This window comes from Photobacterium piscicola, from assembly GCF_046058925.1.
Lineage (GTDB): Bacteria > Pseudomonadota > Gammaproteobacteria > Enterobacterales > Vibrionaceae > Photobacterium > Photobacterium piscicola.
Map to the genome: position 1 here is coordinate 1,157,342 of NZ_CP175534.1, position 25,872 is coordinate 1,183,213.

At 34.9% G+C, this 25,872-nt stretch carries 24 protein-coding genes; 20 read left to right on the top strand and 4 right to left on the bottom strand.

The features are described 5' to 3' along the window. Positions 1-239: 239 nt before the first annotated feature. The 4 genes from ACJZU6_RS05810 to ACJZU6_RS05825 form a co-directional block, all read right to left on the bottom strand. Positions 240-2,465 (bottom strand): YjbH domain-containing protein, encoded by a 2,226-nt coding sequence (locus tag ACJZU6_RS05810; RefSeq protein WP_408900771.1) that lies wholly within the window; start codon positions 2,463-2,465, stop codon positions 240-242. Next, a complete protein-coding gene (locus tag ACJZU6_RS05815) occupies positions 2,465-3,235 on the bottom strand; it encodes a capsule biosynthesis GfcC family protein (protein ID WP_408900772.1) in 771 nt (256 codons plus the stop codon). The genes ACJZU6_RS05810 and ACJZU6_RS05815 overlap by 1 nt, the downstream gene beginning before the upstream one ends. A 13-nt stretch (positions 3,236-3,248) precedes the next feature. Further along, complete coding sequence (locus tag ACJZU6_RS05820) at positions 3,249-3,986, bottom strand: YjbF family lipoprotein (protein WP_408900773.1); 738 nt, start codon at positions 3,984-3,986, stop codon at positions 3,249-3,251. A 134-nt stretch (positions 3,987-4,120) separates the two neighbouring features. Continuing rightward, positions 4,121-4,405, bottom strand: a complete 285-nt coding sequence (locus tag ACJZU6_RS05825; RefSeq protein ID WP_408900774.1) for a hypothetical protein — start codon at positions 4,403-4,405, stop codon at positions 4,121-4,123. Between the two features lie 559 nt (positions 4,406-4,964). On the opposite strand from ACJZU6_RS05825, the gene ACJZU6_RS05830 reads away from it, so the two are divergent. From ACJZU6_RS05830 to ACJZU6_RS05925, 20 genes are all read left to right on the top strand, one after another. Then, complete coding sequence (locus ACJZU6_RS05830) at positions 4,965-6,107, top strand: polysaccharide export protein (RefSeq protein ID WP_107276990.1); 1,143 nt, start codon at positions 4,965-4,967, stop codon at positions 6,105-6,107. A gap of 253 nt (positions 6,108-6,360) precedes the next feature. Beyond that, positions 6,361-6,801: a low molecular weight phosphotyrosine protein phosphatase gene (locus ACJZU6_RS05835; protein ID WP_408900775.1), complete on the top strand. Its 441-nt coding sequence runs from the start codon at positions 6,361-6,363 to the stop codon at positions 6,799-6,801. Between the two features lie 189 nt (positions 6,802-6,990). Next, positions 6,991-7,338, top strand: a complete 348-nt coding sequence (locus ACJZU6_RS05840; RefSeq protein WP_107213923.1) for a four helix bundle protein — start codon at positions 6,991-6,993, stop codon at positions 7,336-7,338. A gap of 167 nt (positions 7,339-7,505) precedes the next feature. Then, positions 7,506-9,683 carry a polysaccharide biosynthesis tyrosine autokinase gene (locus tag ACJZU6_RS05845; protein ID WP_408900776.1) on the top strand — a complete coding sequence of 726 codons (2,178 nt, stop codon included), beginning with the start codon at positions 7,506-7,508 and terminating at the stop codon, positions 9,681-9,683. 509 nt (positions 9,684-10,192) lie between these two features. Further along, positions 10,193-11,275 carry a dTDP-glucose 4,6-dehydratase gene (gene rffG, locus ACJZU6_RS05850; protein WP_408900777.1) on the top strand — a complete coding sequence of 361 codons (1,083 nt, stop codon included), beginning with the start codon at positions 10,193-10,195 and terminating at the stop codon, positions 11,273-11,275. A gap of 1 nt (position 11,276) precedes the next feature. Then, positions 11,277-12,155 carry a glucose-1-phosphate thymidylyltransferase RfbA gene (gene rfbA / locus ACJZU6_RS05855; protein WP_408900778.1) on the top strand — a complete coding sequence of 293 codons (879 nt, stop codon included), beginning with the start codon at positions 11,277-11,279 and terminating at the stop codon, positions 12,153-12,155. A gap of 13 nt (positions 12,156-12,168) precedes the next feature. Next, positions 12,169-13,053: a dTDP-4-dehydrorhamnose reductase gene (gene rfbD, locus ACJZU6_RS05860; protein ID WP_408900923.1), complete on the top strand. Its 885-nt coding sequence runs from the start codon at positions 12,169-12,171 to the stop codon at positions 13,051-13,053. A gap of 22 nt (positions 13,054-13,075) precedes the next feature. After that, positions 13,076-13,546, top strand: coding sequence for an adenylyltransferase/cytidyltransferase family protein (locus tag ACJZU6_RS05865; RefSeq protein ID WP_408900779.1), 471 nt, complete (start codon positions 13,076-13,078; stop codon positions 13,544-13,546). Beyond that, a complete protein-coding gene (locus ACJZU6_RS05870; RefSeq protein ID WP_408900780.1) occupies positions 13,547-14,533 on the top strand; it encodes a putative 2-aminoethylphosphonate ABC transporter substrate-binding protein in 987 nt (328 codons plus the stop codon). A 50-nt stretch (positions 14,534-14,583) separates the two neighbouring features. After that, complete coding sequence (locus ACJZU6_RS05875; protein ID WP_408900781.1) at positions 14,584-15,588, top strand: ABC transporter ATP-binding protein; 1,005 nt, start codon at positions 14,584-14,586, stop codon at positions 15,586-15,588. Then, positions 15,585-17,249, top strand: a complete 1,665-nt coding sequence (locus tag ACJZU6_RS05880; protein WP_408900782.1) for an ABC transporter permease subunit — start codon at positions 15,585-15,587, stop codon at positions 17,247-17,249. Before ACJZU6_RS05875 ends, ACJZU6_RS05880 begins: the two co-directional genes overlap by 4 nt. Then, on the top strand, positions 17,233-18,498 hold the full coding sequence (locus tag ACJZU6_RS05885; protein WP_408900783.1) for an oligosaccharide flippase family protein: 1,266 nt from the start codon (positions 17,233-17,235) through the stop codon (positions 18,496-18,498). The genes ACJZU6_RS05880 and ACJZU6_RS05885 overlap by 17 nt, the downstream gene beginning before the upstream one ends. Then, positions 18,479-19,393 (top strand): LicD family protein, encoded by a 915-nt coding sequence (locus ACJZU6_RS05890; RefSeq protein WP_408900784.1) that lies wholly within the window; start codon positions 18,479-18,481, stop codon positions 19,391-19,393. The genes ACJZU6_RS05885 and ACJZU6_RS05890 overlap by 20 nt, the downstream gene beginning before the upstream one ends. Before the next feature lie 3 nt (positions 19,394-19,396). Further along, positions 19,397-20,338: a polysaccharide pyruvyl transferase family protein gene (locus ACJZU6_RS05895; protein ID WP_408900785.1), complete on the top strand. Its 942-nt coding sequence runs from the start codon at positions 19,397-19,399 to the stop codon at positions 20,336-20,338. 56 nt (positions 20,339-20,394) lie between these two features. After that, positions 20,395-21,663: a hypothetical protein gene (locus tag ACJZU6_RS05900; protein ID WP_408900786.1), complete on the top strand. Its 1,269-nt coding sequence runs from the start codon at positions 20,395-20,397 to the stop codon at positions 21,661-21,663. Further along, a complete protein-coding gene (locus ACJZU6_RS05905) occupies positions 21,641-22,540 on the top strand; it encodes a glycosyltransferase family 2 protein (protein ID WP_408900787.1) in 900 nt (299 codons plus the stop codon). The genes ACJZU6_RS05900 and ACJZU6_RS05905 overlap by 23 nt, the downstream gene beginning before the upstream one ends. A 3-nt stretch (positions 22,541-22,543) precedes the next feature. Then, a complete protein-coding gene (locus tag ACJZU6_RS05910; protein ID WP_408900788.1) occupies positions 22,544-23,623 on the top strand; it encodes a glycosyltransferase family 4 protein in 1,080 nt (359 codons plus the stop codon). Then, complete coding sequence (rfbC, locus tag ACJZU6_RS05915) at positions 23,620-24,165, top strand: dTDP-4-dehydrorhamnose 3,5-epimerase (RefSeq protein WP_408900789.1); 546 nt, start codon at positions 23,620-23,622, stop codon at positions 24,163-24,165. Before ACJZU6_RS05910 ends, rfbC begins: the two co-directional genes overlap by 4 nt. Continuing rightward, entirely contained in the window at positions 24,162-24,914 is a 753-nt protein-coding gene (locus ACJZU6_RS05920; RefSeq protein WP_408900790.1) for a hypothetical protein, read from the top strand. Before rfbC ends, ACJZU6_RS05920 begins: the two co-directional genes overlap by 4 nt. A gap of 2 nt (positions 24,915-24,916) precedes the next feature. Then, positions 24,917-25,870, top strand: a complete 954-nt coding sequence (locus tag ACJZU6_RS05925; RefSeq protein ID WP_408900791.1) for a UDP-glucose 4-epimerase family protein — start codon at positions 24,917-24,919, stop codon at positions 25,868-25,870. The last annotated feature ends 2 nt before the right edge of the window (positions 25,871-25,872 follow it).

Consider the following 25,872-nt stretch of genomic DNA (forward strand, 5'->3'; position numbering starts at 1 on the left):
TTTTTCATATATAATAATGCATTTTTTTTGAATGACATAGTAATTAAACACTGTTTCATTTAAAATGTCGTTTTTAATGTAACAAACTGTTAGTAAAGAATATTGATATCCCTTTGCAGTATATGTTAAGTGTTAAATTGCTTTCAAAGCACGACTGTTAAATGACTATTTATAAAAATGAGTTAAATGGAGACGAAAATCGACAACTCATAAATGTGTTGCCGATTTACAATGCTCATTTAGTTATTAAACGCTTTGCGTCCGCTCCATGGTTGACGGCCATCGGTTAAGTCATATAAATGATATTGACGGCCTAACATCTGACCACCATCACGGTTCATCGGTAACCAAGAAATATGAGCGCGGCTAGTGCTTGGTTTCACGGTTAAAATATCGAATGGAATCGAGATGTAAAAACCTTTGTTAAAGCTGCCTTCACCATATTCTTCTGCTGACATACTGGTTTTGGTAACAAAAGCACCGGCAATAATGCCGCTATCAAATTGTTTCGAGAAATCGATAGTTACGCCAGTATCTTCAGCTAAGTAACGTCCAGCACTGACTTTTAATAAAGTATTGGGTAACCACTGCCATTGCGGTTGGTAATAAGCGGTCAAATTACCGGTCGCAGTCCCCGTTTGAACTTCATATGAACGGCCAAGGTGATCATCGTATTGGTTTTGATCTTTAAAGAAACCAAATGCAGAATGGGGATCACGCTGTTTGACGTAATTAACATCCAGCCCTAGTGCCCAATTACTGCCAACAGGGCGGTAAAGCACCTCGCCACCAACACCACCAAACATCACTTCTAAATAACCTGCATACGCTTGTGCATACCAATCACTAGAAACTTGATCTAGCCACGTTAGCTGTAAGTTATTCATACGTAATGTGTTATCTGTAATGTACTGACGCACAAGCGTACGAACGCGCTTATTATGGGTACCATCTGGCGGCACATCATATTTGAATTTATCGTAGGTATCGTAAAGGTTTAAATAAACTGAGCCGCCGACAGTGAAGTGGTTGTTAAACCAATAATCAGCACTGGCCGTGACCCCGACGTTAAACATGTAGAAGCCTTCAGACCCCCCTAACGACTGCTGTAGTGTTGGTGCAATACCGACGTTCCAGTTTTGGTTAAGATCTGCCATTTGCTGACCTTGAACACTCGTTGGTGCAGCTGTCGTGCGGCTATCATCAATATGACTGCCGATATAATCATTATTTGCTACTTGCAGCAGTTGCTTACGGTTCAATACCGTTTCAGTGATCGGTTGGTTAGCGACCGTTTCAATGATAGTGAATTGCTCAACAGCCGGGGCTTGGTTATTAAGTAATATTCCTGCACGTAATTGAGCTTGATCGCGATCACGATATTTAACTTGCTCGGCAACCACAGTAATGCTGTCATCGCCATTTTGGTAAATAGTTGGATTTTTGTAGCCAGCAATGTCTTCTACATCTTGAGCAAGCTGTTGCCATTGCTCTGTAGTAAGCGTCTTAGCTGTTGGCGCTGTTGTTACCGCTGGCATCGGTTCATCTAACCAGCTGGCTTTTAATTGGTTAAAGTTAGTATTAACACTTAAACCAAAGCTGACTGTGGTGCCGCGCTCATAACTGATGTTCGCTGTCGCCCAGTCAGTTAATTGATAAACAGCACCAAAGTTAAACGGTGTTTTTGGGGTCATATCATGACCACGATTAGCACGGAAATCATCGGTGTAATCGTTGCCGTCATATTCAAGTTTTAATTGTAAAGGTTGCCATGGGGTTTGGTATTCAATACCACCATAAAGGGCGGCATTACCTTTAAACCAACGACCAGTATCAAAACTACCACCGTTATCTTTAAAGCCATTGTTTCGATCACAAAACGCATCATCAATTTTACATAATGGGTTGGTGATATTACCGCGCTGACCAATGTAGCCCCAGCCTAAACCAAGGGTGAAATCTAACGGTCCCACACGTTTGTTGGCAGCAATAAACTCACCATCAAATAAACCCGTGCCACCAAGGTCACGAATACCAATCGCCACTTCAGGTAACCAATAAGATTCTTGCCATAAGCGTACTTTGGCATCAATACCTTTGTCGGTATATAACGTATCGCCACTAAAACTTTGATCGCCACTGTAATAAAGATCCGGCACTTGGGTATAACGAATGGTGGTTTCTAACCACGGCAACAATTGTAAAGATGTCCAGTAATGGTGGTAATCACTGCTAATGGTGGTACCAAAAGTAAATTCGCCTTCAGGTTGCATACGCGCTGTTGGCATTTGCATTAAACCCACACCACCAAAATCACTATTAGAATAGCGCATTTGAGGGTAGCTAAATTCATCTGCTTGTGCATGACACAAGGGCAGTAACGCGATAGCCAATGCTGATAAAGCAAATAAAGGACGTTGGCCTAATAAAGGAAGGCGATGAGAAGCCGATGTGACAGAGTTCATTACAACGTCCTGTTGATTAGCATTGAAGAAATAGCATGATTTAAGTCACTGTAATCATTGAATAGCGACTGATAGCCAAGGTAAATGATCGCACCTGGTGCAATATCTTTATAATTATTATTCCAGTACGCAATGGGGTGTTGTTGCACCACACCATCAGGCTGAATAACCGTTACTTCACTATTTGCAGCGATGGCAAGAGGGGTTACTTGCGCTAAATATTCTTTCGCTGCCATACGAGGCTGCCAGTTAAGTGTTTGTGGCTTTTCAATCGCACCAATCACGGTTACTGACGTTGGGCGATTGGCTAATTGCAGTTGGTAATCACCGTTTAATAACGGATTATCTGCTTTATTTAAGCGCACTTTATCGATATCAATATTAACGGGCAGACGTTGGTAAAGAATGTGGTGTTGTAACCATTGCGCAGTGTTAGCAAAACTTTCACTAACCGCAGCATCGTCACGGTGTTGTTGGCTTAATTGCGTTAGTTGAGTGATTAAGGCTTGTTTGGTTTTTGGTTCGGTGGTGGTGCTTAAGCTGCTACCAAGCCAATAAGGGACTGTAGCAACCGTGCGTTGTTTGAGACTATCACTAACAACTTGGGCTAATCGTACGGGTTCTGCGTAATGTAATGTGACTGCTGCTGAATTACCGTTGGCATGTAAGGTGATCACACTTTGGGCAAAGCTTGGCATAGAAAACAATAAACACAGGCTCGCTAGCACATAACGGCGGTAGTGAGAAAAGAGAGACATAAGTGAAAACATAAATACGCTACCGTTAGCTAAAAGGTTTCAGAATTGTCATTTCAACGCTCGGTAAAGACGGTGCAATATATTGCAGGCTCTTGATGACTTTACCCGTACGCTGTTCAACCCAAAAAGTGTTGCTGTAATGTTGATTAGATTGTTTAACCGATACATTTTCATTAAAGCGCAACACTGGAACTGATTTGTCATTAATGGTTAATACTTCTGCATGATCAAACACAAACACTGAATCTAATTGATAACCACTGTGGTAACCCGGTTGCCAGTCAACACTGCGCTGCCATTGCTTTGGAGTTGTTGCTAGATGCAATCCTAAAGCTAATGGATCTGCACTCTTACTGTGGGTTGCTAACAAATTCCCCTCACTTAAATTAACAGTTTTTATAATCCGTCCACTTTGAGTAACGAGCATACCGTTATCACTGGCAAGCCATTTTAGTTGCGGGGGCGAAACGTGTGGGGCAGAAGCTTTAGAAGCAGCATGAGTGATGGTTTCACCTGACGCTGATTCTGCTAGTGCGAGCACCATAAATAACTGCGATTGGTTATTTATACGAACATAGGTGCTGGCATAAGGAAGCTGAGCAATGTCATAAGCTGATTTATGAACATCAGCGGTACCTTGTACAGCAAGGCGTACCGTATCGTTAACACTGGTTATTTTTTGGCTGCAACCAGTAATTGATAATGCTGTCGCAGATAACAGCAACAACCTTGAAATGGGATGAGAAATAAGTTTTTTAAGCATGGGGTTGCTTCCGATATGCCATTCTAATTGAGCTATAGATTGCAATAATCGAATAGCTGATAAAAAAGAATAACCGTGGCGAGCACGGTTATTCCTTTATTAACCTAAATGTTTATCAGGTTAAACGTCATCAATTACTTTGCTGCGCTAACAGAAGTAGAAGTAGAAGTCGTTGTTGAGTTTGTGTTGTTTGAATCTGATGCTGCAAGTGCGATTGCAGCAACTGCTGCTGCGCCACCAACAACAACGGCTGCTGTTGTGCCAGCTGCTGTTGTACCAGCTGTTGTTACGCCAGCAGCTTCACCTGTTGGTGCTACTGATGTTTCTACTGGTGCAGCGTCGTCTGCAACAAAACCGCCAGCAAATGCTGGTGAAGACATAGCGATAGCGGCTAGAAGAACAAGTGCGTTCTTTTTCATGATGTAAATCCTTATTGATAAAAATAACATATAGGTCGCCAATAAAATGGCGTTTCTTTACTGCTTTTTATTATTGCATTAAGTGAGTAATTATACTGAATAACAGCATGAACCAGTGTGACATTTTTTTGCTTTATGCGCATTCATGTGTATAAAGTGTGACATTGATCTAGGTTATGGTGTTTTTGTTGTAATTGTACTTGTGAATGCATTGAAAAGTTAGTTATTTTATGTTCGCCTTTTGTTTACAGTTAGTTACATGTCTTTTTTGATGTGGTAAGGATATAAAATGGACATATTTTTATATTTCTTTTTATATGTAAATTAAGTAGAATCCCACTGCTACATAACCAGTGTAAATGCTATGTGTGATATTTATTTAGACTGTTTTGAGTAAGTATGCTGTTGGTTGTCGCCGAGTGCTCGGTATCTTTGTTATCTGTTATCAATAAAAAAAACTTATCGTTTTAAAGCAAATGAGGGGCTGTAACCTTAGGGCGGTAGCATGCCTTTTTGCTTTTCAATTATCTTCCATCAATGCTGAAATGAACTTAATCTAATGGAATTATCAAAAAAATTACTTGTCACAGCAGTCGCTTCTGTAATGTTAGCGGGCTGTAGTATGCCGGGATCGCATCTAAGTCTTGATGGTAAACACGTTACTGAAGTTAACCCTCAGCAACCAACACTTGATCAACAAGTGAATGTATTTCCGTTAACCGTTAATAATATTAGCCAATTTAAAGTTGCTAAAGTTGCTGCGCAGGTTAACGTTCAACTTGAACAAGAATTAGCGGATTATGAATACCATATTGGTGCTGGTGATATTTTAAATATTACGATTTGGGATCACCCTGAATTAACCATTCCTGCAGGTTCTTACCGTAGCGCAAGTGAAGCGGGTAACTGGGTTCATGCTGATGGCACTATCTTTTATCCTTACATTGGTAAAGTGCAAGTTGCAGGAAAAACTGTCTCGCAAGTGCGCAGTGACATTGCCCAACGCTTAGCTGAATATGTTGAAAAACCACAAGTTGATGTCAACGTAGCGGCATTCCGTGCACAAAAAGCGTATGTCACAGGTGAAGTGAAAAACCCAGCTCAACAACCGATTACCAATGTGCCATTAACCTTGCTTGATGCGATTAATAAATCAGGCGGTTTAGCAACAGATGCTGATTGGCGCCATGTAACGTTAACCCGTAATGGTAAAGATCAAACCTTATCGTTATATGCTTTAATGCAACGTGGTGATTTAACTCAAAACCGATTATTACGTAATGGCGACATTGTTCATGTGCCACGTAATGATGCACAAAAAGTGTTTGTGTTAGGTGAAGTTAAAGAGCCTAAATTACTTAAGATTGATCGCGCAGGCATGAGCTTAACCGAAGCGTTAAGTGGCGTTGGCGGCATTAATGAATTACAAGCAGATGCAACTGGGGTATTTGTTATTCGTACTAACCCTGCGGATTTAAATAAAACCCCGTATGTGCCTGCGATTAACCTTTATCAGTTAAACATTAAAGATGCGACCGCATTAGTGATTGGTACTGAATTTGAATTACAGCCATATGATGTGGTGTATGTGACTGCAGCGCCTATTGCACGTTGGAACCGCGTGATTCAACAGTTAGTACCAACCATCAGTAGCTTTAATCAGCTTTCTGAAGGTATGAATTACTACATGAATTTGAAGTAATGATTTGAGGAAGAGAAGGGAAGAAAGGTAAGGGCTGGTAAGAATAGGAATAACAGGAAAAGAAGGTGAAAATAGGAAGAGTAACAAGCAAACATTGTTCCCTCGTCCCTAAAAATCGCGTTCCTGATCTTTATATTCCTCAGTCCCTCGTCCCTTAAACCCTTATTTTTGCTTTTGCTTTTGCTTGCTCCTGCTTTTGCTTGCTCCTGCTCTTCCTCGTCCCTTAAACCCTATTTACTCGAACCCTATTCCTATGTTCAATAAAATTCTTGTTGTTTGTGTGGGTAATATCTGTCGTTCACCCTCTGGCGAACGTATTCTGCAAGCAAAACTACCGAATAAACATATCGCCTCAGCAGGTGTTGGCACCGCAAAAAGTGGTTTATCAGGTAAACCTGCCGATAAAATGGCAGCTGAAGTGGCACTTGCGCATGGTTATTCTCTTGAAGGTCACCAAGCACAGCAACTTAGCAGCGATTTATGCCGTGACTTTGATCTAATTCTAGTGATGGAAAAAGGCCATATCGACGCAGTAACCAGTATTGCGCCTGAAGCCCGCGGAAAAACGATGTTATTTGGACAATGGATTGGTCAGCAGGATATTCCCGATCCTTATCGACTAAGTAAAGAAGCCTTTGATCATGCTTATGATTTAATTGATCAAGCTGCAACAGCGTGGGCGAAGAAGTTGTAGTTAAGAGTAGGAAGAGCAGGGAAAGGAAGGTATAGAGGAAGAACAGGGGAAGGGAAATATAGGTAAGAGCAGGAAAAAAGGTAGAAGATATAAGGTAAACGTTTAAATCTTTAACCTCAAAACCTCAAAACCTCAAAACCTCAAAACCTCAAAACCTCAAAACCTCAAAACCTCAACCAAAGGATTGCTATGCGCTTTAGAGAATTAGAGGTATGGAAACGAAGTTATTTATTATCAAAAAAAGTTTATGCATTGATGACTGAATGTAAAGACTATGGGTTTAAAGATCAAATTTGTCGTTCTAGTGTGTCCGTTCCTTCTAACATAGCAGAAGGTTCTGAGCGTGGCAGTAATAAAGATTTTATTCGTTTTCTTTATTTTTCTAAAGGTTCTTGTGCTGAATTATATACCCAGTTAATGATGGCGAAAGATTTTGGTTATATGTCAGCAGAACAAGCAAATAAATTATTAGATGAAGCCGATCAAGTAAATAAGATGATTGGCGGTTATATCAAATACTTGGCGAAAAGTATTTAGATATCAGTAAGGCTCAAGTTTGAGCGAATTATTTACAGGGTCGAATTAAATTTTGCTTTTGCATTTTATTTTCCTCGTCCCTTAATTCTGTATTTATTATTGATGAAGTTTAAATTGAGTAAACCCTCATCCCTTAAACCTCGTCCCTTATTTTCCTATGGATTTTTATGAGTATCACCCAAAACCCTCAACCGAATATTTCTCCAGGAACGGATGAAGTCGATATTGGTAAACTGTTTGGTATTTTAATTGATAACCGTTGGCTAATTATTATTACCACCTTTATCTTTGCTATTGTCGGCATTAGCTATGCATTGTTAGCGACACCCATTTATAAAGCTGATGCGCTCATTCAGATTGAAGCGAAAAGTTCAGGCATGCCAGCCCTTGGTGGTGATATGGCGGATATGTTTGGTGGCGGTGAATCAAGCGCAACCACTGAAACAGAAATCATCAAATCTCGCATGGTATTAGGTGAAACGGTTGATAAATTAAACCTTACCACTGTCGTTAGCCCTGAATATTTCCCAGTAGTGGGTAAAGGTTGGGCGCGGTTAATGGGTGAGCAACACTTTATTCATGTTTCACGTTTTACTGTTGCAAATGGTCGTGAACAAGGTGGTTATCAGATTGTAGTAACGGATGCCGAGCAAGGTCAATATCAACTAAACGACAGTGATGGCCGCAAAGTATTAATCGGTAAAGTGGGCGAGTTAGCGCAAGCGAACGGTTACCAACTATTTATTACTGATTTACAAGCAGTGAACGGTGCTGAGTTCGCATTAGCAAAAATTAGTCGTTTAGATGCAATTCAAAATCTACAACGTAATTTAGCCGTTGCAGAGCAAGGTAAACAAACCGGTATTTTGCAATTATCAATGACTGGTGAAAATCGCGCTGATATTAAAGCGATTGTTGACGACATCAGCAAAAATTACTTTCTACAAAACGTAGAGCGCAATTCAGCAGAAGCTGAAAATAGCTTAGTGTTTTTAAAGCAACATCTACCTGAAATTAAAATTCAATTAATGGCGGCGGAGGATAAACTTAATAGTTATCGCCAACAGAATGAATCAGTTGATTTAAGTTTAGAAGCAAAATCAGCCCTTGAAACCATGGTGGCATTGGAATCACAGCTAAATCAGTTAACCTTTAAAGAAACCGATATTTCACAACGTTTTACTAAAGAGCACCCAGCATACCTTTCATTAATGGATAAACGTAAAACATTAATGAAAGAGCAAAAACGGTTAAATAAACGTATTGAGACCTTACCAAAAACCCAACGTGCTGTTTTACGTTTAACCCGTGATGTTGAAGTTAATCAACAGATTTATGTGCAACTGCTTAATAAAGTGCAAGAGCTGAACATTGTTAAAGCCAGTACGGTCGGTAATGTACGCATATTAGATACTGCCCAAGTTTATAGCCAAGCAGTGAAGCCTAAAAAAGCGTTAATTGTGGTATTAGCAACCTTACTTGGCGGTATGTTAAGCGTGGCGATTGCTTTCTTACGTGCAGCATTGCACCGTGGTGTTGAAAGCCCTGATGAAATTGAAGCATTAGGTTTACCTGTTTATGCCTCGATTCCATTATCAAATTGGCAAACCGATTTAGAAAAGAAATTTAAATCAAAACAGCAACTACAAGTAAATCAAGCATTACTAGCAGTATCTAACCCTGCGGATTTATCAATTGAAGCACTGCGCAGTTTACGTACTAGTTTGCACTTTGCGATGATGGAAGCACGTAATAATATTGTGATGATTTCAGGTCCGAGTCCGGGTATTGGTAAGTCATTTGTATCAGCGAACATGGCAGCAGTAATGGCCAAAGGCGGCCAGCGCGTATTAGTAATCGATGCCGATATGCGTAAAGGTCGCATGGAACGTCAAATGTGTGTTGATAGTAAGCCGGGATTAGCGGATTACTTAAGTGGTCAACAAACGATTGAACAAGTAATTAAATCCCCCGGTGTTGAAGGGTTAGATTTTATTGCTCGTGGCGCGGTGCCACCTAACCCATCAGAGTTATTAATGCACCCGCGTTTAAAAACACTATTAGATTGGGCATCTGAAAATTACGATTTAGTGTTAGTGGATACACCACCAATTCTAGCGGTAACTGATCCTGCCATTGTGGGTGCTCATGCAGGCACAACCATGATTGTGGCGCGTTTTGGCTTAAACCCTGTTAAAGAAATTGAAGTGACTAAAAATCGTTTTGAACAAAATGGTATTGAAGTTAAAGGCTGTATTCTTAACGCCGTGGTTCGCAAGGCAAGCTCAACTTATGGCGGTAACTACGGTTATTACAACTACAGTTACGCGAGTGATAATAAGTAGATAACAGGTTTAGAGGGACGAGGGTCTAGGTACGAGAAAAAGCGCCTAAACCTTCGTCACTCTTAATAGTGAATGTTCGAGCTAACCATCGTCATTCCCTACAGTGAGATTACGAACGAGATAGGGAATCTACTTATCACGTGTTGTAGAGTTAATATTTTCACTGATTGACGATTGAGAAGGAATAATCTCCCTAGACCCTAGACCCTAGACCCTAGACCCTAGACCCTAGACCCTAGACCCTAGACCCTAGACCCTAGATTGGACCTATTCCCTCCAATCGCTAAATAACATACAAACTTGTTTTATAACAAAGCATTAGCTGCGACAGCTAGTGCTTTTTTATGGCTCAAATTTCATGTTTTGTGTCTCAGGCTCCTAAAAACACTGAGTTGGCCTGATGAAATTATTCAATAAATGAGTCTCGACCCATCGTGAAACTCACACTAAGAGTGCCAATGGATGCTGAATATTGGTGCTGTAATTATAAACAAAAAGGATCGTTTTCTGTGAAAATTTTGGTTACTGGTGGCGCTGGTTTTATCGGCTCAGCTGTTATTCGTCACATTATTAATAATACTCAAGACAGTGTTGTTAACGTAGATAAATTAACTTACGCAGGAAACTTAGAATCATTACTTACCGTTGAAAATAATGATCGTTATGCCTTTGAGCAAGTGGACATTTGTGATCGCGCTGAGTTAGATCGCGTCTTTGCCGAGCATCAACCCGATGCAGTCATGCACTTGGCCGCTGAAAGCCATGTTGATCGTTCAATCGATGGTCCTGCAGCTTTTATTGAAACCAATATCGTTGGCACTTATACCATCCTAGAAGCAACTCGTGCTTACTGGAATCAATTAGAAGCAACCCGTAAATCAGCATTTCGTTTTCACCATATTTCAACCGATGAAGTGTATGGTGATTTGGAAGGTACTGATGACTTGTTCACTGAAACAACATCCTATGAGCCATCAAGCCCGTATTCAGCTTCTAAAGCATCAAGCGATCATTTAGTCCGTGCATGGCTTCGTACTTATGGTTTACCAACGATTGTAACTAACTGCTCAAATAATTACGGCCCGTATCATTTTCCTGAAAAATTAATTCCATTAATTATTCTCAATGCCTTAGACGGTAAAGCATTACCTGTTTACGGTGATGGAATGCAAATTCGTGATTGGCTATATGTAGAAGATCATGCATCAGCACTGTATACCGTAGTCACTAAAGGCGAAATTGGTGAAACCTATAATATTGGTGGCCACAATGAAAAAGCCAATATTGAAGTGGTGAAAACAATTTGTTCACTACTTGAAGAGTTAGTGCCAAATAAACCGCAAGGCGTAACGGAATACCAAAACTTAATCACTTACGTAACAGATCGCCCTGGGCATGATGTCCGTTATGCGATTGATGCATCTAAAATTGCCCGTGAACTTGGCTGGAAACCGGCTGAAACCTTTGAATCAGGTATTCGTAAAACGGTTGAATGGTATTTAGCTAATCAAAAATGGTGGAGCCGTGTATTAGATGGCTCATACAGTTTTGAACGTTTAGGTGCTGGCACAAATAAGAGTGAAGGGAAATAACATGAAAGGCATTATTTTAGCGGGCGGTTCAGGTACTCGTCTTTATCCAATTACTCGCGGTGTTTCAAAGCAGTTATTACCTATTTACGACAAGCCAATGATTTTTTACCCATTATCAACATTAATGCTAGCGGGTATTAAAGATATTCTGATCATTACTACTCCTGAAGATAATGAAAGTTTTCGTCGCTTATTAGGTGATGGCTCTGACTTTGGTATTAATCTTGAGTATGCGATTCAGCCATCCCCTGATGGTTTAGCACAAGCATTCATTATTGGTGAAGAGTTTATTGGTGAAGACAGTGTTTGTTTAGTGCTTGGCGATAACATTTTTTATGGTCAATCATTTGGACAACAGCTAAGTCATGCTAAAGAGTTAACATCACAAGGTGTTGCTACTGTCTTTGGTTATCAAGTACATGATCCAGAGAGATTTGGTGTGGTTGAATTTGATAGCAATATGAAAGCCATTTCTATTGAAGAAAAACCGCAACAACCTAAATCAAATTATGCAGTCACAGGATTATATTTCTATGATAATCGTGTTGTTGAGATGGCAAAACAAGTTCAACCGTCACACCGTGGTGAGCTTGAAATAACTACACTTAATGAAATGTACTTAAATGATGGCTCATTGAATGTAGAGCTATTAGGTCGTGGCTTTGCATGGCTTGATACAGGTACCCATGAAAGTTTGCAACAAGCAGCATCATTTGTTGAAACCGTACAAAATATTCAAGGACTGAAAGTTGCTTGCTTAGAAGAAATTTCATGGCGTAATGATTGGTTAACGACAGAACAAGTACAGCTCTTCGCTGAGCCAATGATGAAAAATGAATACGGTCAGTATTTAATGCGCATTGTTTCTGAAAATAAATAAAAAGTGAATAAACATTGTGAAAGTATTAATTACAGGTTGCAATGGCCAAGTAGGTAGTTGTTTAGTAAAACAGTTATCTACTTGCCCTGAGATTGAATTTTTAGCTGTTGATAGAGACCAACTTGATATTACTTCAGAGCAAGAGGTAATTAAAACTGTTAATGATTTTATGCCAAATATTATTATTAATGCAGCAGCTCATACCGCAGTTGATAAAGCGGAAAATGAAGTTGAATTATCTTATGCCATAAATCGAGATGGACCTAAATATTTAGCCCAAGCTGCTGAGCGAGTTGGTGCTGCAATATTACATATATCGACAGATTATGTTTTTGCGGGTGATAAAGACGGATTATATAGCGAATCAGATACTGTTAACCCACAAGGCGTGTATGGTGAGAGTAAATTAGCGGGTGAGGAAGCCGTTATTAATGCTTGCTCTCGCCACATTATTTTACGTACCGCATGGGTATTTGGTGAAGACGGTAATAATTTTGTAAAAACAATGCTTCGTTTAGCGCAGCAAAGAGATTCATTAGATATTGTTGCTGACCAGTTTGGAGGGCCAACTTATGCGGGGGATATTGCCAAGGCATTAATTAAAATAGCCAAAGCTATCACTAATTCAAAAAATGAATTTAATAGTGATAATTATGGTATTTATCATTTCTCTGGTATGCCACATGTAAGTTGGTACGAATTCGCTCAAGTTATCTTTGATAAAGCAATTGAGCAAAATGTTTTAATTAAATCTCCTGACGTAAAAGGGATTAAAACTGAACAGTATCCGACACCAGCAAAACGTCCTATGAATTCAAAGTTGAATACAAAAAAAATAATGACAATATTTAATATTTCAGCAAGTGATTGGAAATTGAAATTATTAAATGTTTTTTGATTGTTAGATATTAAGGATTTTTATGAAAAAACGCATTATGGTCGATATGTCAGCCACTCTTATTCATCATGGTCATGTTCGTTTATTAAAACAAGCTAATGAAATGGGGCATGTTGTTGTAGCGCTTACAACTGACGATGAAATTCAAACAAAAAAAGGCTACACCTCTGAACTATCTTATTATGAGCGTAAAGAAGTATTAGAAAGCATCCGTTATGTGGATGAAGTCGTTCCTTGTAATTGGCTTATCGATAATGATTTTTTAATTGAGCATAATATTGACTTATTAGTTCATGGCTGTGACAACGTTAACCATATCCCTGAAGAAAAATTAGTGATATTACCTCGTACTGAAGGCGTGAGTAGTTCTGAATTACGTGAACGTGTTTTAGATTCATTGGTATCAATGAACTTAAATGGCCAAAAAGGTCCTTCAGATAAGATAGCTCACATGCTGATTAATACTATCAAAAGTGAATTTAAGTTGGATTAAATGAAAAAAAAATTATTGGCTTTATGTTGTGCGGTGGTGAGTTTTTCTGCATTGGCTAAGACAGAATTAACTGTTTATACAATCATAGAACCTGAGCTATTAAATAGTTATAAAACAGAATTTGAAAAACAAAATCCTGATATTAAAATTAATTGGGTTCGTGATTCTACAGGTGTTATTACGGCTAAATTATTAGCTGAAAAAGAAAATCCAAAAGCAGATGTTGCTTTTGGTGTTGCTGCAAGTAGTCTACTTATCTTTGATAAAGAGGGTATGTTGTTACCTTATAAGCCTAAAGGTTACGATTTATTATCATCTCAAATGAAAGATAATAATACTCCACCTCATTGGGTTGGAACTAATGCATGGGCAACGTCTCTTTGCATTAATAAGTTTGTGATGAAAAAACACAACTTACCGTACCCAAAAACATGGCAAGATCTCACTAACCCTATTTATAAAGGCTTAATTGCAGCGCCAAACCCAGCGTCTTCAGGTTCAGGCTTTATGAATATATCTGCTTGGATTCAAATGTGGGGCGAAAAGAAAGCGTGGGCTTATCAGGATGCCTTAAATAAAAATATTAAGATGTATACTCATTCGGGGTCTAAACCATGCAGCATGGCAGCTCAAGGTGAAGTAGCTATTGGTTTATCTTCATCTTCATTTGCTCACACATTAATCAAGCGTCGAGCTCCTATCGATTTGGTTATTCCTGAAGGTGGAATTGGTTGGGATATGGAAGCGGCAGCGATCATCAAAGGGACAAAACATCTTGAAGCAGCTAAAAAATTAGTTGATTGGGTTAGTTCAGACGCTGTGGCAAAAATTGGGGCTGTTTTTTCAGGTATTCCTTCTAGAGAAGAATTTATAACACCTGAAGGTAAAATCAGTTACAACGCTATGATTAAAAATAATTTTAAATGGGCTGCTAATAATCGCTCAACATTAATTCAACAATGGCGTGATAAGTACGAGTTAAATTAATCACTATTCCATATTAAATCTTCTGATTGTTTATTTTGTGAGAGAATTACGTGAGCTTTATATCTATTGATCACGTCATTAAGGATTATGAAGAATATCGTGCATTGCATGGTATTTCTTTATCGATCAAACGTGGCGAATTTATTTGTTTTCTTGGTCCTTCTGGTTGTGGGAAAACAACTTTATTAAATATCATTGCGGGTCTGCACTTTCCTGAACAAGGTAAGGTGATGTGTCTTGATGAAGATATTACCTACCTCACACCATCAAAAAGAAAATTTGGCATTGTTTTCCAAAATTATGCTTTATTTCCCAATTTAACGGCGCGCGATAATATTACTTATGGTCTACGTGGAAAAGAGTGGAATAAAGCAAAACGTAATGAGCGAGCCGATGAATTATTAACCTTAATTGGTTTACCGCATATTACCCAGCGTTACCCTGTTGAATTATCTGGTGGTCAACAACAACGCGTAGCGTTAGCGCGTGCGATTGCGAATAATCCTCGCTTGTTATTACTCGATGAGCCGTTATCCGCTTTGGATGCAAAAGTTCGAGTCACGTTACGCAATGAATTAAAAACGTTACAACGTAAACTTGGTATTACTGTGATCATGGTGACACACGATCAAGAAGAAGCCATGGCACTGGCTGATCGTATCGTAGTAATGAATGAAGGCCGTATTGAACAAATTGGTACACCGGAATCATTATATTTAACGCCTGAAAATCGTTTTGTTGGTGAATTTATCGGTAGTATGAATATGCTGTCGATTCCGCAATGGGCACAAGGAAAAACGATTGGTGTGCGTTACGAGCAAGTCCAGGTTCGTCTTGCAACAGAAGAAAACCTACAACGCCCGCATACGTTAGTGGTTCGTGTTATGTGTTGGCATTTAATGGGCGCTTTTTATCGCTTAGAATTATTGATGAGCGATCAAAGCACTCAATTATATGCTGATGTGCCTTACCAGTATTTCCAAGACAATAGGCTTTTTGAGCATACGCTGGTTGCTATTACTATGCCACCTGAATCATGGTGTGTTTTATCATGAGTGTGACAACTTTATTTCAGAAAAAGCAGTCTCAACTCAGTGGATTATTATTGCTAACGTTGCCCTTGGTATTTCTATGGAGCGGGGTAGGTGAGCCACTAAAACAATTATTAATTCGTAGTGTTAGTAATAATGATGGTCAATATATTGGCTTTAAAAACTTTATTAATTACTTTTCTAACTCAGGATTAGTGGATGCATTACTGCATTCAGTTTTTGTTAGTCTTGTAGTGATGGTGGTTAGTGTCAGTATTGCATTTATGGTTGCATTTGGTTTAGTCCGTAGTCAATTATGGGGTAAACATGCACTACAAGCACTGATTCAAATTCCATTATTTGTGCCCTCTATTTTTCCATGTTTAGGTTTAATTTACTTATTAGGTGGGCAAGGTTTAATCTCACAATACTTAACCGACTTTGATTTATATGGTCCAATAGGGGTGATATTAGGCGGGATAATTTTTACCTTACCTCATGCGGTATTGTTATTGACCACCACATTACGCGGTATTGATTCACGTCTTTATCAAGCCGCGAGCTGTTTAGGGGCGAGTTCTTGGCGACAATTTACGTCAATTACGCTTGCTAATAGTGCTTACGGTATTATTAGTGCTTGTTTTGTTGTCTTTACCCTAACGATGACGGATTTCGGTATTGCCAAAGTGTTAGCCGGGCAATATTCCATGCTAGCGACTGAAATTTATAAACAAGTTATTGGACAACAGAATTTTTCGATGGGGGCAACCATTAGCCTCGTGTTAATTGTACCCACTTGTATGGCTTTCTTTGTAGATGGTTGGGCACGTAAGAAACAAGCACGTTTAGCGAATAATCAAACTGTTCAAGACGTTAATCCATCAACATTGCGAGATGTGTTATTAACTATCGTATGCTGGTTACCTTGTGCTGCTTTACTTATGGTGATTGGTGTTGTTGTTTGGGGCTCATTAATTTCCTATTGGCCTTATGACTTTAGCTTTACGTGGGCTAACTATGATTTTGATGCTTTTGGTTATGGCTGGCAACCTTATTGGAATTCACTGATATTAGCGGTAATGGTCGCTGTTTTTGGTGTCATCATTACGTTTTTTACCAGTTATGTTTCGCTACGAGCAACTGCACCTAAGTTTATTACAGGGCTGGTTCGTTTCTTTGCGTTATTACCCTTGAGTATCCCTGGTACGGTATTAGGTCTTGCATATATATTTGCATTTAACCGTCCTGATTCATGGCTTAATGCATGGCAAGGTACTTTTGCTATTTTAGCATTTAATACCATTGTCCATTTATTCTCGGTATCGTTCTTAACCTTTAATAGTACCGTTGGACGCTTAGAATCAAACTACGAGCATGTAGGACGTTCGCTTTCTGTTCCTCAATGGTTAACTTTCTTTAGAGTTATTGTTCCATTATCACAATTAACGTTATTAGATATTTTCTTTTATCTGTTTGTTAATACATTAACTACCGTATCTGCAGTGGTATTCCTTTATGGTTCTAATACCATATTAGCGTCTATCGTGATTTTAAATATGGATGATTCGGGTAACTTAGCAGCTGCATCTTCAATGGGTAGCTTATTACTGGTTACTGCTTTATTTATAAAATCAATACATGTTTTTATCATAAATAAAGGCAAAAAGAATGAGTATTGCAAGTAGATTCTTTAAAACCAATATGTTTGTTGGTTTTTCTTACTTATCTTTATTTCAAATGATTAACATTGGTTTTCCAATCTTAATTTATCCTTATTTGATAAAAACAATTGGATTGAATAACTATGGCTGGTTTGTTTTTATTAATGCAATTTCATTGTATTTTGTTATATTTATAAATCAAGGCTTTGATTTGACTGCTGTAAAGGTTATAGGTGAGAATAGAAGTAATATAAAAAGAACAAACATGATATTATCCTCTGTTTTATATGTTAAGTTTATTCTGTTTTTTATATCGTTTTGTGTTTTTAGTTTTGTTTTTGTTTTTATTAATTCCAAACATAGTTATTTAGTTGCTGTTGTTATATTTTTCCAATTGATTATTTATAATATGACACCATTTTGGTTCTATCAGGCGATAGAAAAAATAAAAATAATTAGTATAATAAATGCCTTAGTAAAGGTGGTGTCATTATTATTCGTTTTTGTTTTTGTTAATGAACAAAATGATTTGATTAACTATGTGTCTATTTTGCTAATTGTAAATATAGTGGGTTTTTTATCTTCTATTGTGTTGATTTACAAAGTTGGATATAAATTAATATTGGTTAGTATTGATGAAATTAAAGATGTAATTTTAAAATCAGTACCTTATTTCTTTTCAAGAATAGCAACTGCGATTACCGAATATACCTCTAGTATTATGATAGGGTTATTTGTTGGATTGGACTCATTAGCTATATATGATATTGCCAATAAAGTTATTACTGTTTTTAAAACGCCATTTCAGATATTTTCTCAGGTTTTTTACCCAGTATCATTAAGGTGTAAAAATATAAAATACAATAGAGTTGCATTATTTGTTTTGACGGGATTATCTGTTTTAATATGCCTTGGTATCTTGTTTTTTTCTAAAAACATATATGCATTTTTTAATTTGTCATCATATAATGAGTTTATGTTAGTAATTAATATATTGGTTTTATATATTCCATTTAATGTAATAACATTAGTTCTTGGTGCATCAACGTTAATTGTATTCAACAAGGAGCGTGAATATAATAAAAGTGTTTATTTTGGAGTTGCTTTTTATATTTTAGTGCTTTGTATGTATCTTCTAGGATTTGTTGATATTAATGCAATCACTTTCTTTTGTTTATTATATGTATTACCTGAGGTTATTACTGCTGTAGCTAGGTTTATATATTCTGTTGATTTATTACTAGGCCGGAAAAATGTATTTAGTAAAAGATAATATCGAGTATTATTCAATTAAAAATATCAAGTTAATACAAGATGATATGCTGGAAATATTAGATTATATTTCTAATATTTCCAAGTGTGAGAATATTGATTTTTCATTGGATGGCGGTACGTTAATTGGGGCATATAGGGATAGTTCAATTATACCATGGGATGATGATCTTGATATATCTTTAAAGAAAGATGATTACCTTAAATTGATTAGATGTATTAATAAAGATAAAAATAGTAATTATTATTTTTTTGATGAAAGTCTAAATAATGGCTGTTGTAATTTCTTAGCAAAAAAAAGCAACTATTTTTTAAAAATGAAAGGGCGTTTTTTTTCATATTTAATTCCTCCGAAAGTGGATATTCGGCCTTTAAATAAAATAAAAAAAGAAGATGTTAGACAGAATGAAAAACTTAGAGGGGTTGCAAATTATATTATTCATGGGAAATTGAATAACCTTAATATTTCTGAAGTTGAAGATATAATTAAATCATACGATACAAAGAGTGATTTTCTTTTTTGGTACAATAATTATTATGGATTAGAGTGCGAAGATGGATGTGTTTATTCTCACCCCTATTTTGAGTGCTCTATAGATGGAGAATTTGGAAATGAAGAAATATACCCTTTAGATAAGGTTTATATTGGAAAAAAAGAATTTAATGGCTTTAATGAGAGTATGTTATATAAAATATATGGGAATTATAAGGTGTTGCCACCAATTCAAGAAAGGAAACCAGTTTCTGATAGCGTGGTTAAATTGAATAATATAAGTTCTAAAATATTACATAAATCTATTTATTTACATAAAAATAATATTAATAGTAAATTTTATCTCTGTTTATATGTTTTATTGTCGACGGCTTTATCTAAGTTTAATAATATTGGTGATTAATATATGGCTATAAGTTGGGATAGCAATTTGGACTTTTTAAAGTCTCTTCATAATCAGATATCTGATGACTTAAAAAATAAAAAAATAGGGTACATTGATATACCTTGTCATTATAATACAGGTGATTTATTAATATATTTAGGTACAGAGCAGTTTTTTCAAGATTATGAGCTTAATGTCACATATAGAGCTTTACAAAATAATATAAATTATAAAAAACTATTAGAATGTGATGTTATTCTTGTTCATGGCGGTGGTAATTTTGGTGATATATATTTAGATCATCAAATTGCTAGAGAAAATCTATTATTAAAGCTTAAGAATAAGGGTGTGATATTTTTACCACAATCAATTTACTATAAGAATAATCTTAATTTAGAAAATAGTATTAATGTTTTTAAACAGCATAATAATGTAAAAATGTATGTTAGAGATAAAGATAGTTTTGAAATAGCTAAACTTTTAACTGAAAATGTTGTGCTAATGCCTGATATGGCTCATTCACTTCATCCTTTAATTGAAAAGTCAGAAGTTGTTTGTCTTGATAGTAAAAATAAGAGAATATTAAATCTAGTTAGAAATGATTGTGAAGGTGTTGTTTTTAATAGAGATATAAAAAAGAGAAGCTTTGATTGGTCTGATTTATGTAGTACAAGTGATGTAGTAATACAACGTATTATTAATGCTAGTAGAAGAACTCCATTTTTTAGTGAATTAATGCTTAAGAATTGGCTTGTTCAGGTAAATTATAATGTTAATAATGCTATTAGTTATGTGGAAAAATATGACGTAGTACATACAGATAGACTGCATGGTTTTATCTTAGCTTATTTATTAGGAAAAAATGTTTTTTTATATGATAACAATTATAAAAAAATAGAAAAATATAATGACTGTTGGTTGAAAGAGTGTGATTTGATTACTACATATAGTTGTATTAAATAGGATAAAGCCCTTATTCAGGGCTTTATTAATATTGTAATCTATAATGGTTATGTTTTATGAGTAAATCTCTTACAAAAATAACGCTTAATTTTTATTTATTCTTGTTTGTCTTCTCTTTATCTTTACCTGTTTTTTATCATTCTACATTTTTAGTTGGTTTTTTAGCGTCGTTTCATTTGTTAATTTATAAATATAGACGAAATCAGAAAATACAACTTAATCCCATTAATTATGTTTTTAGATTTATAATTATATCTATTGTTGGGTATGTGGTGATTTCTATATATCCAATTATATATGGCACTGGAGATTATACATATTTCAAAACGTATACAAATAGTTTTTTATCATCCTTATGTGGTATCCCATTAGCTTACTTATTTGTTTGTTATTTTAAAAACGACACTTATTCTGAAATGACGAAGTCGTTATTTACTGTTTTTTTTATTCAATCATTGATCATATTTTTAGTACTCTTTATACCACAATTAAAGCCAATCATAGAGATTTTCCACCGCAATCCTGATGTCGTGCGAGCAGCAGATATTTTTTCTAATGGGATTAGAAGTAATGCATTATCTGGTGGGTTGTTTTTTGGTTTATCGTTATCATTTTCTGTAGTATTAATAATTTATATTCATTATTTTATTAGAGTGTCAATAAATAATATTTCAATTGTTAATATTATAAAGATATTTTTAGTGAATATAGCGATGTTAATTTCTGGCCGATTTGGCGCAATATACTTAATTAGTATTGTATTCATATTGAATTCTCGTTTTAGTAAAGTACTAAAAATCATATCAAAATTGTTAGTACTTTGTTTTTTTATCTCTTTATTATTTGCTGTTTTTTTGTTTGTTGGAAAAGATATAAATATTGATAATAATATAACTAATTATATTTTTGAGTTTTTTAAAAATGGACATCAAATGAACTCAACAACTCGCTTAGCTGAGATGTATAATATTGACTTACCATTCAGTTCTTTTGTTATGGGAACTGGACATTATACGGGAGAGGATGGTAGTTATTATATGCATACAGATGTTGGATATTTAAGATTATTAATATATGGAGGTGTGAGCTTTTTATTATTTTCGTTTTTATATACTTTAAATTTACTGTCACCTTTATTTAATTATGAAAAAAAACAATTGTTAGGTTCTTTATGGCTTGGATTGTTAATACTTTATTTAGTTTCAAGTTTTAAAGGTGAGGTTATGATGACCTTGGTGTCCGTAAATTCAATGATATTTTTTGTGTGTTTAATTGTTTCAATATTGAAAAGTGACCAAAATAATGACGGAAGAAAAAATTCCTAAATTAAGTGTTATACTTCCGGTTTTTAACGCTGAAGAATTTGTTGTTGATGCTATAGATTCTGTTTTAAATCAATCTTTTCCTGATTTTGAGTTAATTATAATTGATGACTGCTCAACAGATAAAACATATGACCTGTTAATTAAGAAAGAAAATGAAGACTCTAGAATTAAAGTGTATAAGAATGAGAGAAATTTAAAATTAATTAAAACTTTAAATTTTGGTCTTTCTGTCGCTAGAGGTGAATATATTGTTAGAATGGATGCTGATGATATATGTAATCAATTTCGTTTTTCAGAGCAATATGAATGTATAAAGAAAACAGGAGCTGTTATTGTTGGAAGTAATTATAATATTTTTGGTACAAAAAAAAGGAAAATAAAACTACCAGAAGATAATTTATCCTGTAAATTAGCATTATTAACATGTTCTCCATTTTGTCATCCATCTGTTATGTTGGATTTAAATAAAATAAGAAAATTCAATATCAATTATAATGATAATTACCCTCATGCAGAGGATTTCGAGTTTTTCATTCGATTATCTCAAGTAGGAGAGGTATATAATATACAAAAGCCACTATTATATTATAGATATCATAATGCTCAGGTTTCTAATGTATATAGTAAAGAACAAATGGAGAGTAGAGTAAAAGCAATAATAAAACATTACAATTTCAGTGATGATTTATTAATAAGTCAAATAATAGAGTATGCAAATTTAAAAAAAGAGGGTGATAAAAAATTATTATGTAAAGGATTGTTAGAATTATTATTTACTAGAAATGAAAAGTTAAATATTAGATGCTGGGCGAATATCTTTTTATGGGGTTCAATCATCGATATAATAAAATATTTAATTAAAGTATGTGTGAAATAAATTATGAATATTGCATTTATATTACCCTCACTAAAAGCAACGGCCCCAGGTTTTGTTATAAAAGATATTATAAAAGGTTTATTAGAAATTGATTCTAACTTGAGTATTGTCGTATTTTACCTTAAGGAATCAGAATCACCTATTAACTTTCCAGTTAAGACGAAAAAAATAAGCTTTTTTAAGCCAATAGACTTTAATGATTTTGATATTATACATTCTAATTTATTTAAGCCTGATTTGTATGTTTTTCTGCATACTATATTTAATAAGAAAGTAAAAAAAATATCAACATTACATAGTATTTTCCTTGATGATTTACTTGATACTTTTGGGTTTTTAAAGTCTCGTATATATGGTTTTTTTTGGTCATTATCATGGGCAAGTTTTGATAAATTAATTGTTCTTAGTAGCACATCTAAAAAAAGTTATAATAAAATATTACCTTTTTATAACAATAAGTTTGAAATCATAAATAACGGGAGAGATATTGACTTTAATATTGTTAATTCAAGTATGAATAATAGTATATATGAGTCAATTATGATGGTAAAGAATGATAATAATATATTAATCGGTACCTGTTGTGTCGTTCGTGAATTAAAAGGTTTAGATCAGGTTATTTATGCACTTACATTAGATGAAAGACTTAATTTTATGCTAATTGGTGATGGGCCAGATTTATTGAGATTGAAAGAACTTGCCATATCTTTAAATGTAAACGATAGATTTTATACACTAGGGCGGCATGAAGATGCGTATAAATATATGTCTTTATTTGACGTGTATATAATGCCATCAATTTCTGAAGGATTTGGTTTAGCTTTATTAGAAGCTGCCGCACAAAAATGCTCAGTTGTTGCATCTAATATAGATATATTTAAAGAAATATTTCCTAATGAAGTGATTTTTTTTGATGTAAATAATATTAATAGTCTAGTTAAAGCTATTTTAGAAAGTTACAGCTCTGATATGGGAAATGATATTTACAATAAATATTGTAATAATTATACAGTAGAGATAATGAGTAAAAATTATTATAAACTATATAATGATTTATTGGGTGATTTTAGGGTTGTAAAATGAAAGTAATTGAAACAAAAATTATTGATGTAAAAATTATTGAGCCAGAAGTTTTTGGTGATGAACGTGGTTTCTTTATGGAAACTTGGAATCAAAATAAATTTGAAGAATTAGTTACTGGTAAGCCTACCCAATTTGTACAAGATAACCATTCTAAATCCAAAAAAGGTATTTTACGTGGATTACATTATCAGACAGAAAATACCCAAGGTAAGTTAGTCCGTGTTGTTTCTGGTGAAGTTTTTGATGTCGCTGTTGATATTCGTAAAGATTCACCAACATTTGGTAAGTGGATAGGTGTTTATTTATCAGCTGAAAATAAGCGTCAGTTATGGATACCTGAAGGTTTTGCTCATGGCTTTTATGTGACAAGTGATGAAGCTGAGTTTGTTTATAAATGTACGGATTATTATAATCCTAACGCAGAGCATTCTTTACTTTGGTCTGATTCTCATATTGGAGTTAATTGGCCATTAAATATTGAGCCAATTCTTTCAAATAAAGATAAAAATGGTACATTATTAATTGATATGGTGTTAATTTGAATAATATCTATTTATCTATAGTAAGTCATAATCATGATGATTTAATAATAAATAATGAAGATTTGTTAGAGCTATTAACTATACCTAATGTTCATATTTATATTAAAGATAATGTTGGTAGTTTAAAACTAAAAAACTATTGTGATTCGGTTGGATTTAATTATATTTCATTTCCTTTAAATATTGGATTTGGACATAATAACAATATTGTATTTGATTGTTGCATTAAAAATGGAATGAATGGAGATGATCTTTTTTGTGTTATCAATCCAGATGTTATAATTGATAAATATAATTTTGAACTTATGATGTCAAAGGTGAATAATAATAATAATAAATTATTCACAATAGATTTATATAAAGATCATGATTTTAATGTAAATGAACCATCTTTACGTTATTTTTCAACTTGGTCTGGTTTTTTTAGAATGTTTATTAATAAACCAGCAAACATCGAATATGATAAAAAGCAGTTAAAAGAATTTGATACTATTGATTGGGCTGCTGGGTCGTTTTTAGTATTTAAAGCTGATTTATATAAGAAGCTAAATGGTTTTTGCGATAAATACTTTATGTATTATGAAGATGTTGATATTTGTTACCGAGCAAAGAAACAACATAATCAATCAGTTTGTTTTTTAAAATCGGTAAAAGCAGTTCATGACGGTGCTTATGCTAATCGAAATATATTTTCTAAACATTTTCGTTGGTATATAAAAAGCTTTATAACCTTTCTAATTTCAAAATGATTATGAATATATTATTAACGGGTTCTTCTGGTTTTCTTGGTTCTAGATTATGTACTAGATTAAAAAATCATGATGTAAAAAAATTAATAAGGGAATTATCCTTATCTAAAGAGAGCGACAATTATATTTATTGTGACAATTTATCATGTTTTAATAACAAATTAGCATTTTCTAACGTAGATGTTTTAATTCATTGTGCTGCTCGTGTACATATCATGGATGACACATCTACTAACCCACTTGATGATTATCGTGAAGTTAATACTGAAGGAACATTAAACTTAGCCAGACAAGCCGTAGAGGCTGGTGTTAAGCGGTTTATTTTTATTAGTTCTATTAAAGTAAATGGTGAATCGACTCAATTAGGTAAGCCTTTCAAGTTTGATGATCAACGTTCCCCTGAAGATTTTTATGGTCAATCTAAATCAGAAGCAGAAGAACAACTATTACAACTAGCTAAAGATACTGGTTTGGAAGTTGTGATTATTCGTCCAACATTAGTTTATGGTCCAGGTGTTAAAGCTAACTTTGCTTCACTTCTAAATTTAGTATCAAAAGGATTACCATTACCTTTTGGGTGTATTAAGGATAATAAGCGTAGTTTAGTTTCGGTTGATAACTTAGTTGATTTAATTGTGACTTGTATTGACCATCCTAAAGCTGCAAACCAAGTTTTCCTTGTGTCTGACGATAACGATGTTTCAACCAATGAGATGGTTCAGCAGATGGCGAAGGCTTTAGGTAAGTCGCAATGGCAAGTACCAATTCCGACAGCTTGTTATCGCTTGGTCGGAAAGGTTACTGGTAAAGAAGATGTAATTAGTCGTTTATTAGGTTCTCTTCAAGTTGATATTACTCATACTAAAGACACGTTAGGATGGAAGCCGCCTCAAACGCTTGAAGATGGTTTTAAACAAACAGCGAATGCTTTTCTTCAAAGCAAATTAAAGGATTAATA

Coding starts and splice junctions, on each gene's coding strand:
- rfbC (WP_408900789.1), top strand. CDS start 23,620: ATGAAAGTAATTGAAACAAAAATTATTGATGTAAAAATTATTGAGCCA.
- ACJZU6_RS05835 (WP_408900775.1), top strand. CDS start 6,361: ATGTTCAATAAAATTCTTGTTGTTTGTGTGGGTAATATCTGTCGTTCA.
- ACJZU6_RS05885 (WP_408900783.1), top strand. CDS start 17,233: ATGAGTATTGCAAGTAGATTCTTTAAAACCAATATGTTTGTTGGTTTT.
- ACJZU6_RS05815 (WP_408900772.1), bottom strand. CDS start 3,235: ATGTTTTCACTTATGTCTCTCTTTTCTCACTACCGCCGTTATGTGCTA.
- ACJZU6_RS05905 (WP_408900787.1), top strand. CDS start 21,641: ATGACGGAAGAAAAAATTCCTAAATTAAGTGTTATACTTCCGGTTTTT.
- ACJZU6_RS05810 (WP_408900771.1), bottom strand. CDS start 2,465: ATGAACTCTGTCACATCGGCTTCTCATCGCCTTCCTTTATTAGGCCAA.
- ACJZU6_RS05870 (WP_408900780.1), top strand. CDS start 13,547: ATGAAAAAAAAATTATTGGCTTTATGTTGTGCGGTGGTGAGTTTTTCT.
- rfbA (WP_408900778.1), top strand. CDS start 11,277: ATGAAAGGCATTATTTTAGCGGGCGGTTCAGGTACTCGTCTTTATCCA.
- ACJZU6_RS05845 (WP_408900776.1), top strand. CDS start 7,506: ATGAGTATCACCCAAAACCCTCAACCGAATATTTCTCCAGGAACGGAT.
- ACJZU6_RS05895 (WP_408900785.1), top strand. CDS start 19,397: ATGGCTATAAGTTGGGATAGCAATTTGGACTTTTTAAAGTCTCTTCAT.
- ACJZU6_RS05865 (WP_408900779.1), top strand. CDS start 13,076: ATGAAAAAACGCATTATGGTCGATATGTCAGCCACTCTTATTCATCAT.
- ACJZU6_RS05830 (WP_107276990.1), top strand. CDS start 4,965: ATGGAATTATCAAAAAAATTACTTGTCACAGCAGTCGCTTCTGTAATG.
- ACJZU6_RS05840 (WP_107213923.1), top strand. CDS start 6,991: ATGCGCTTTAGAGAATTAGAGGTATGGAAACGAAGTTATTTATTATCA.
- ACJZU6_RS05825 (WP_408900774.1), bottom strand. CDS start 4,405: ATGAAAAAGAACGCACTTGTTCTTCTAGCCGCTATCGCTATGTCTTCA.
- ACJZU6_RS05880 (WP_408900782.1), top strand. CDS start 15,585: ATGAGTGTGACAACTTTATTTCAGAAAAAGCAGTCTCAACTCAGTGGA.
- ACJZU6_RS05910 (WP_408900788.1), top strand. CDS start 22,544: ATGAATATTGCATTTATATTACCCTCACTAAAAGCAACGGCCCCAGGT.
- ACJZU6_RS05900 (WP_408900786.1), top strand. CDS start 20,395: ATGAGTAAATCTCTTACAAAAATAACGCTTAATTTTTATTTATTCTTG.
- ACJZU6_RS05890 (WP_408900784.1), top strand. CDS start 18,479: ATGTATTTAGTAAAAGATAATATCGAGTATTATTCAATTAAAAATATC.
- ACJZU6_RS05925 (WP_408900791.1), top strand. CDS start 24,917: ATGAATATATTATTAACGGGTTCTTCTGGTTTTCTTGGTTCTAGATTA.
- ACJZU6_RS05820 (WP_408900773.1), bottom strand. CDS start 3,986: ATGCTTAAAAAACTTATTTCTCATCCCATTTCAAGGTTGTTGCTGTTA.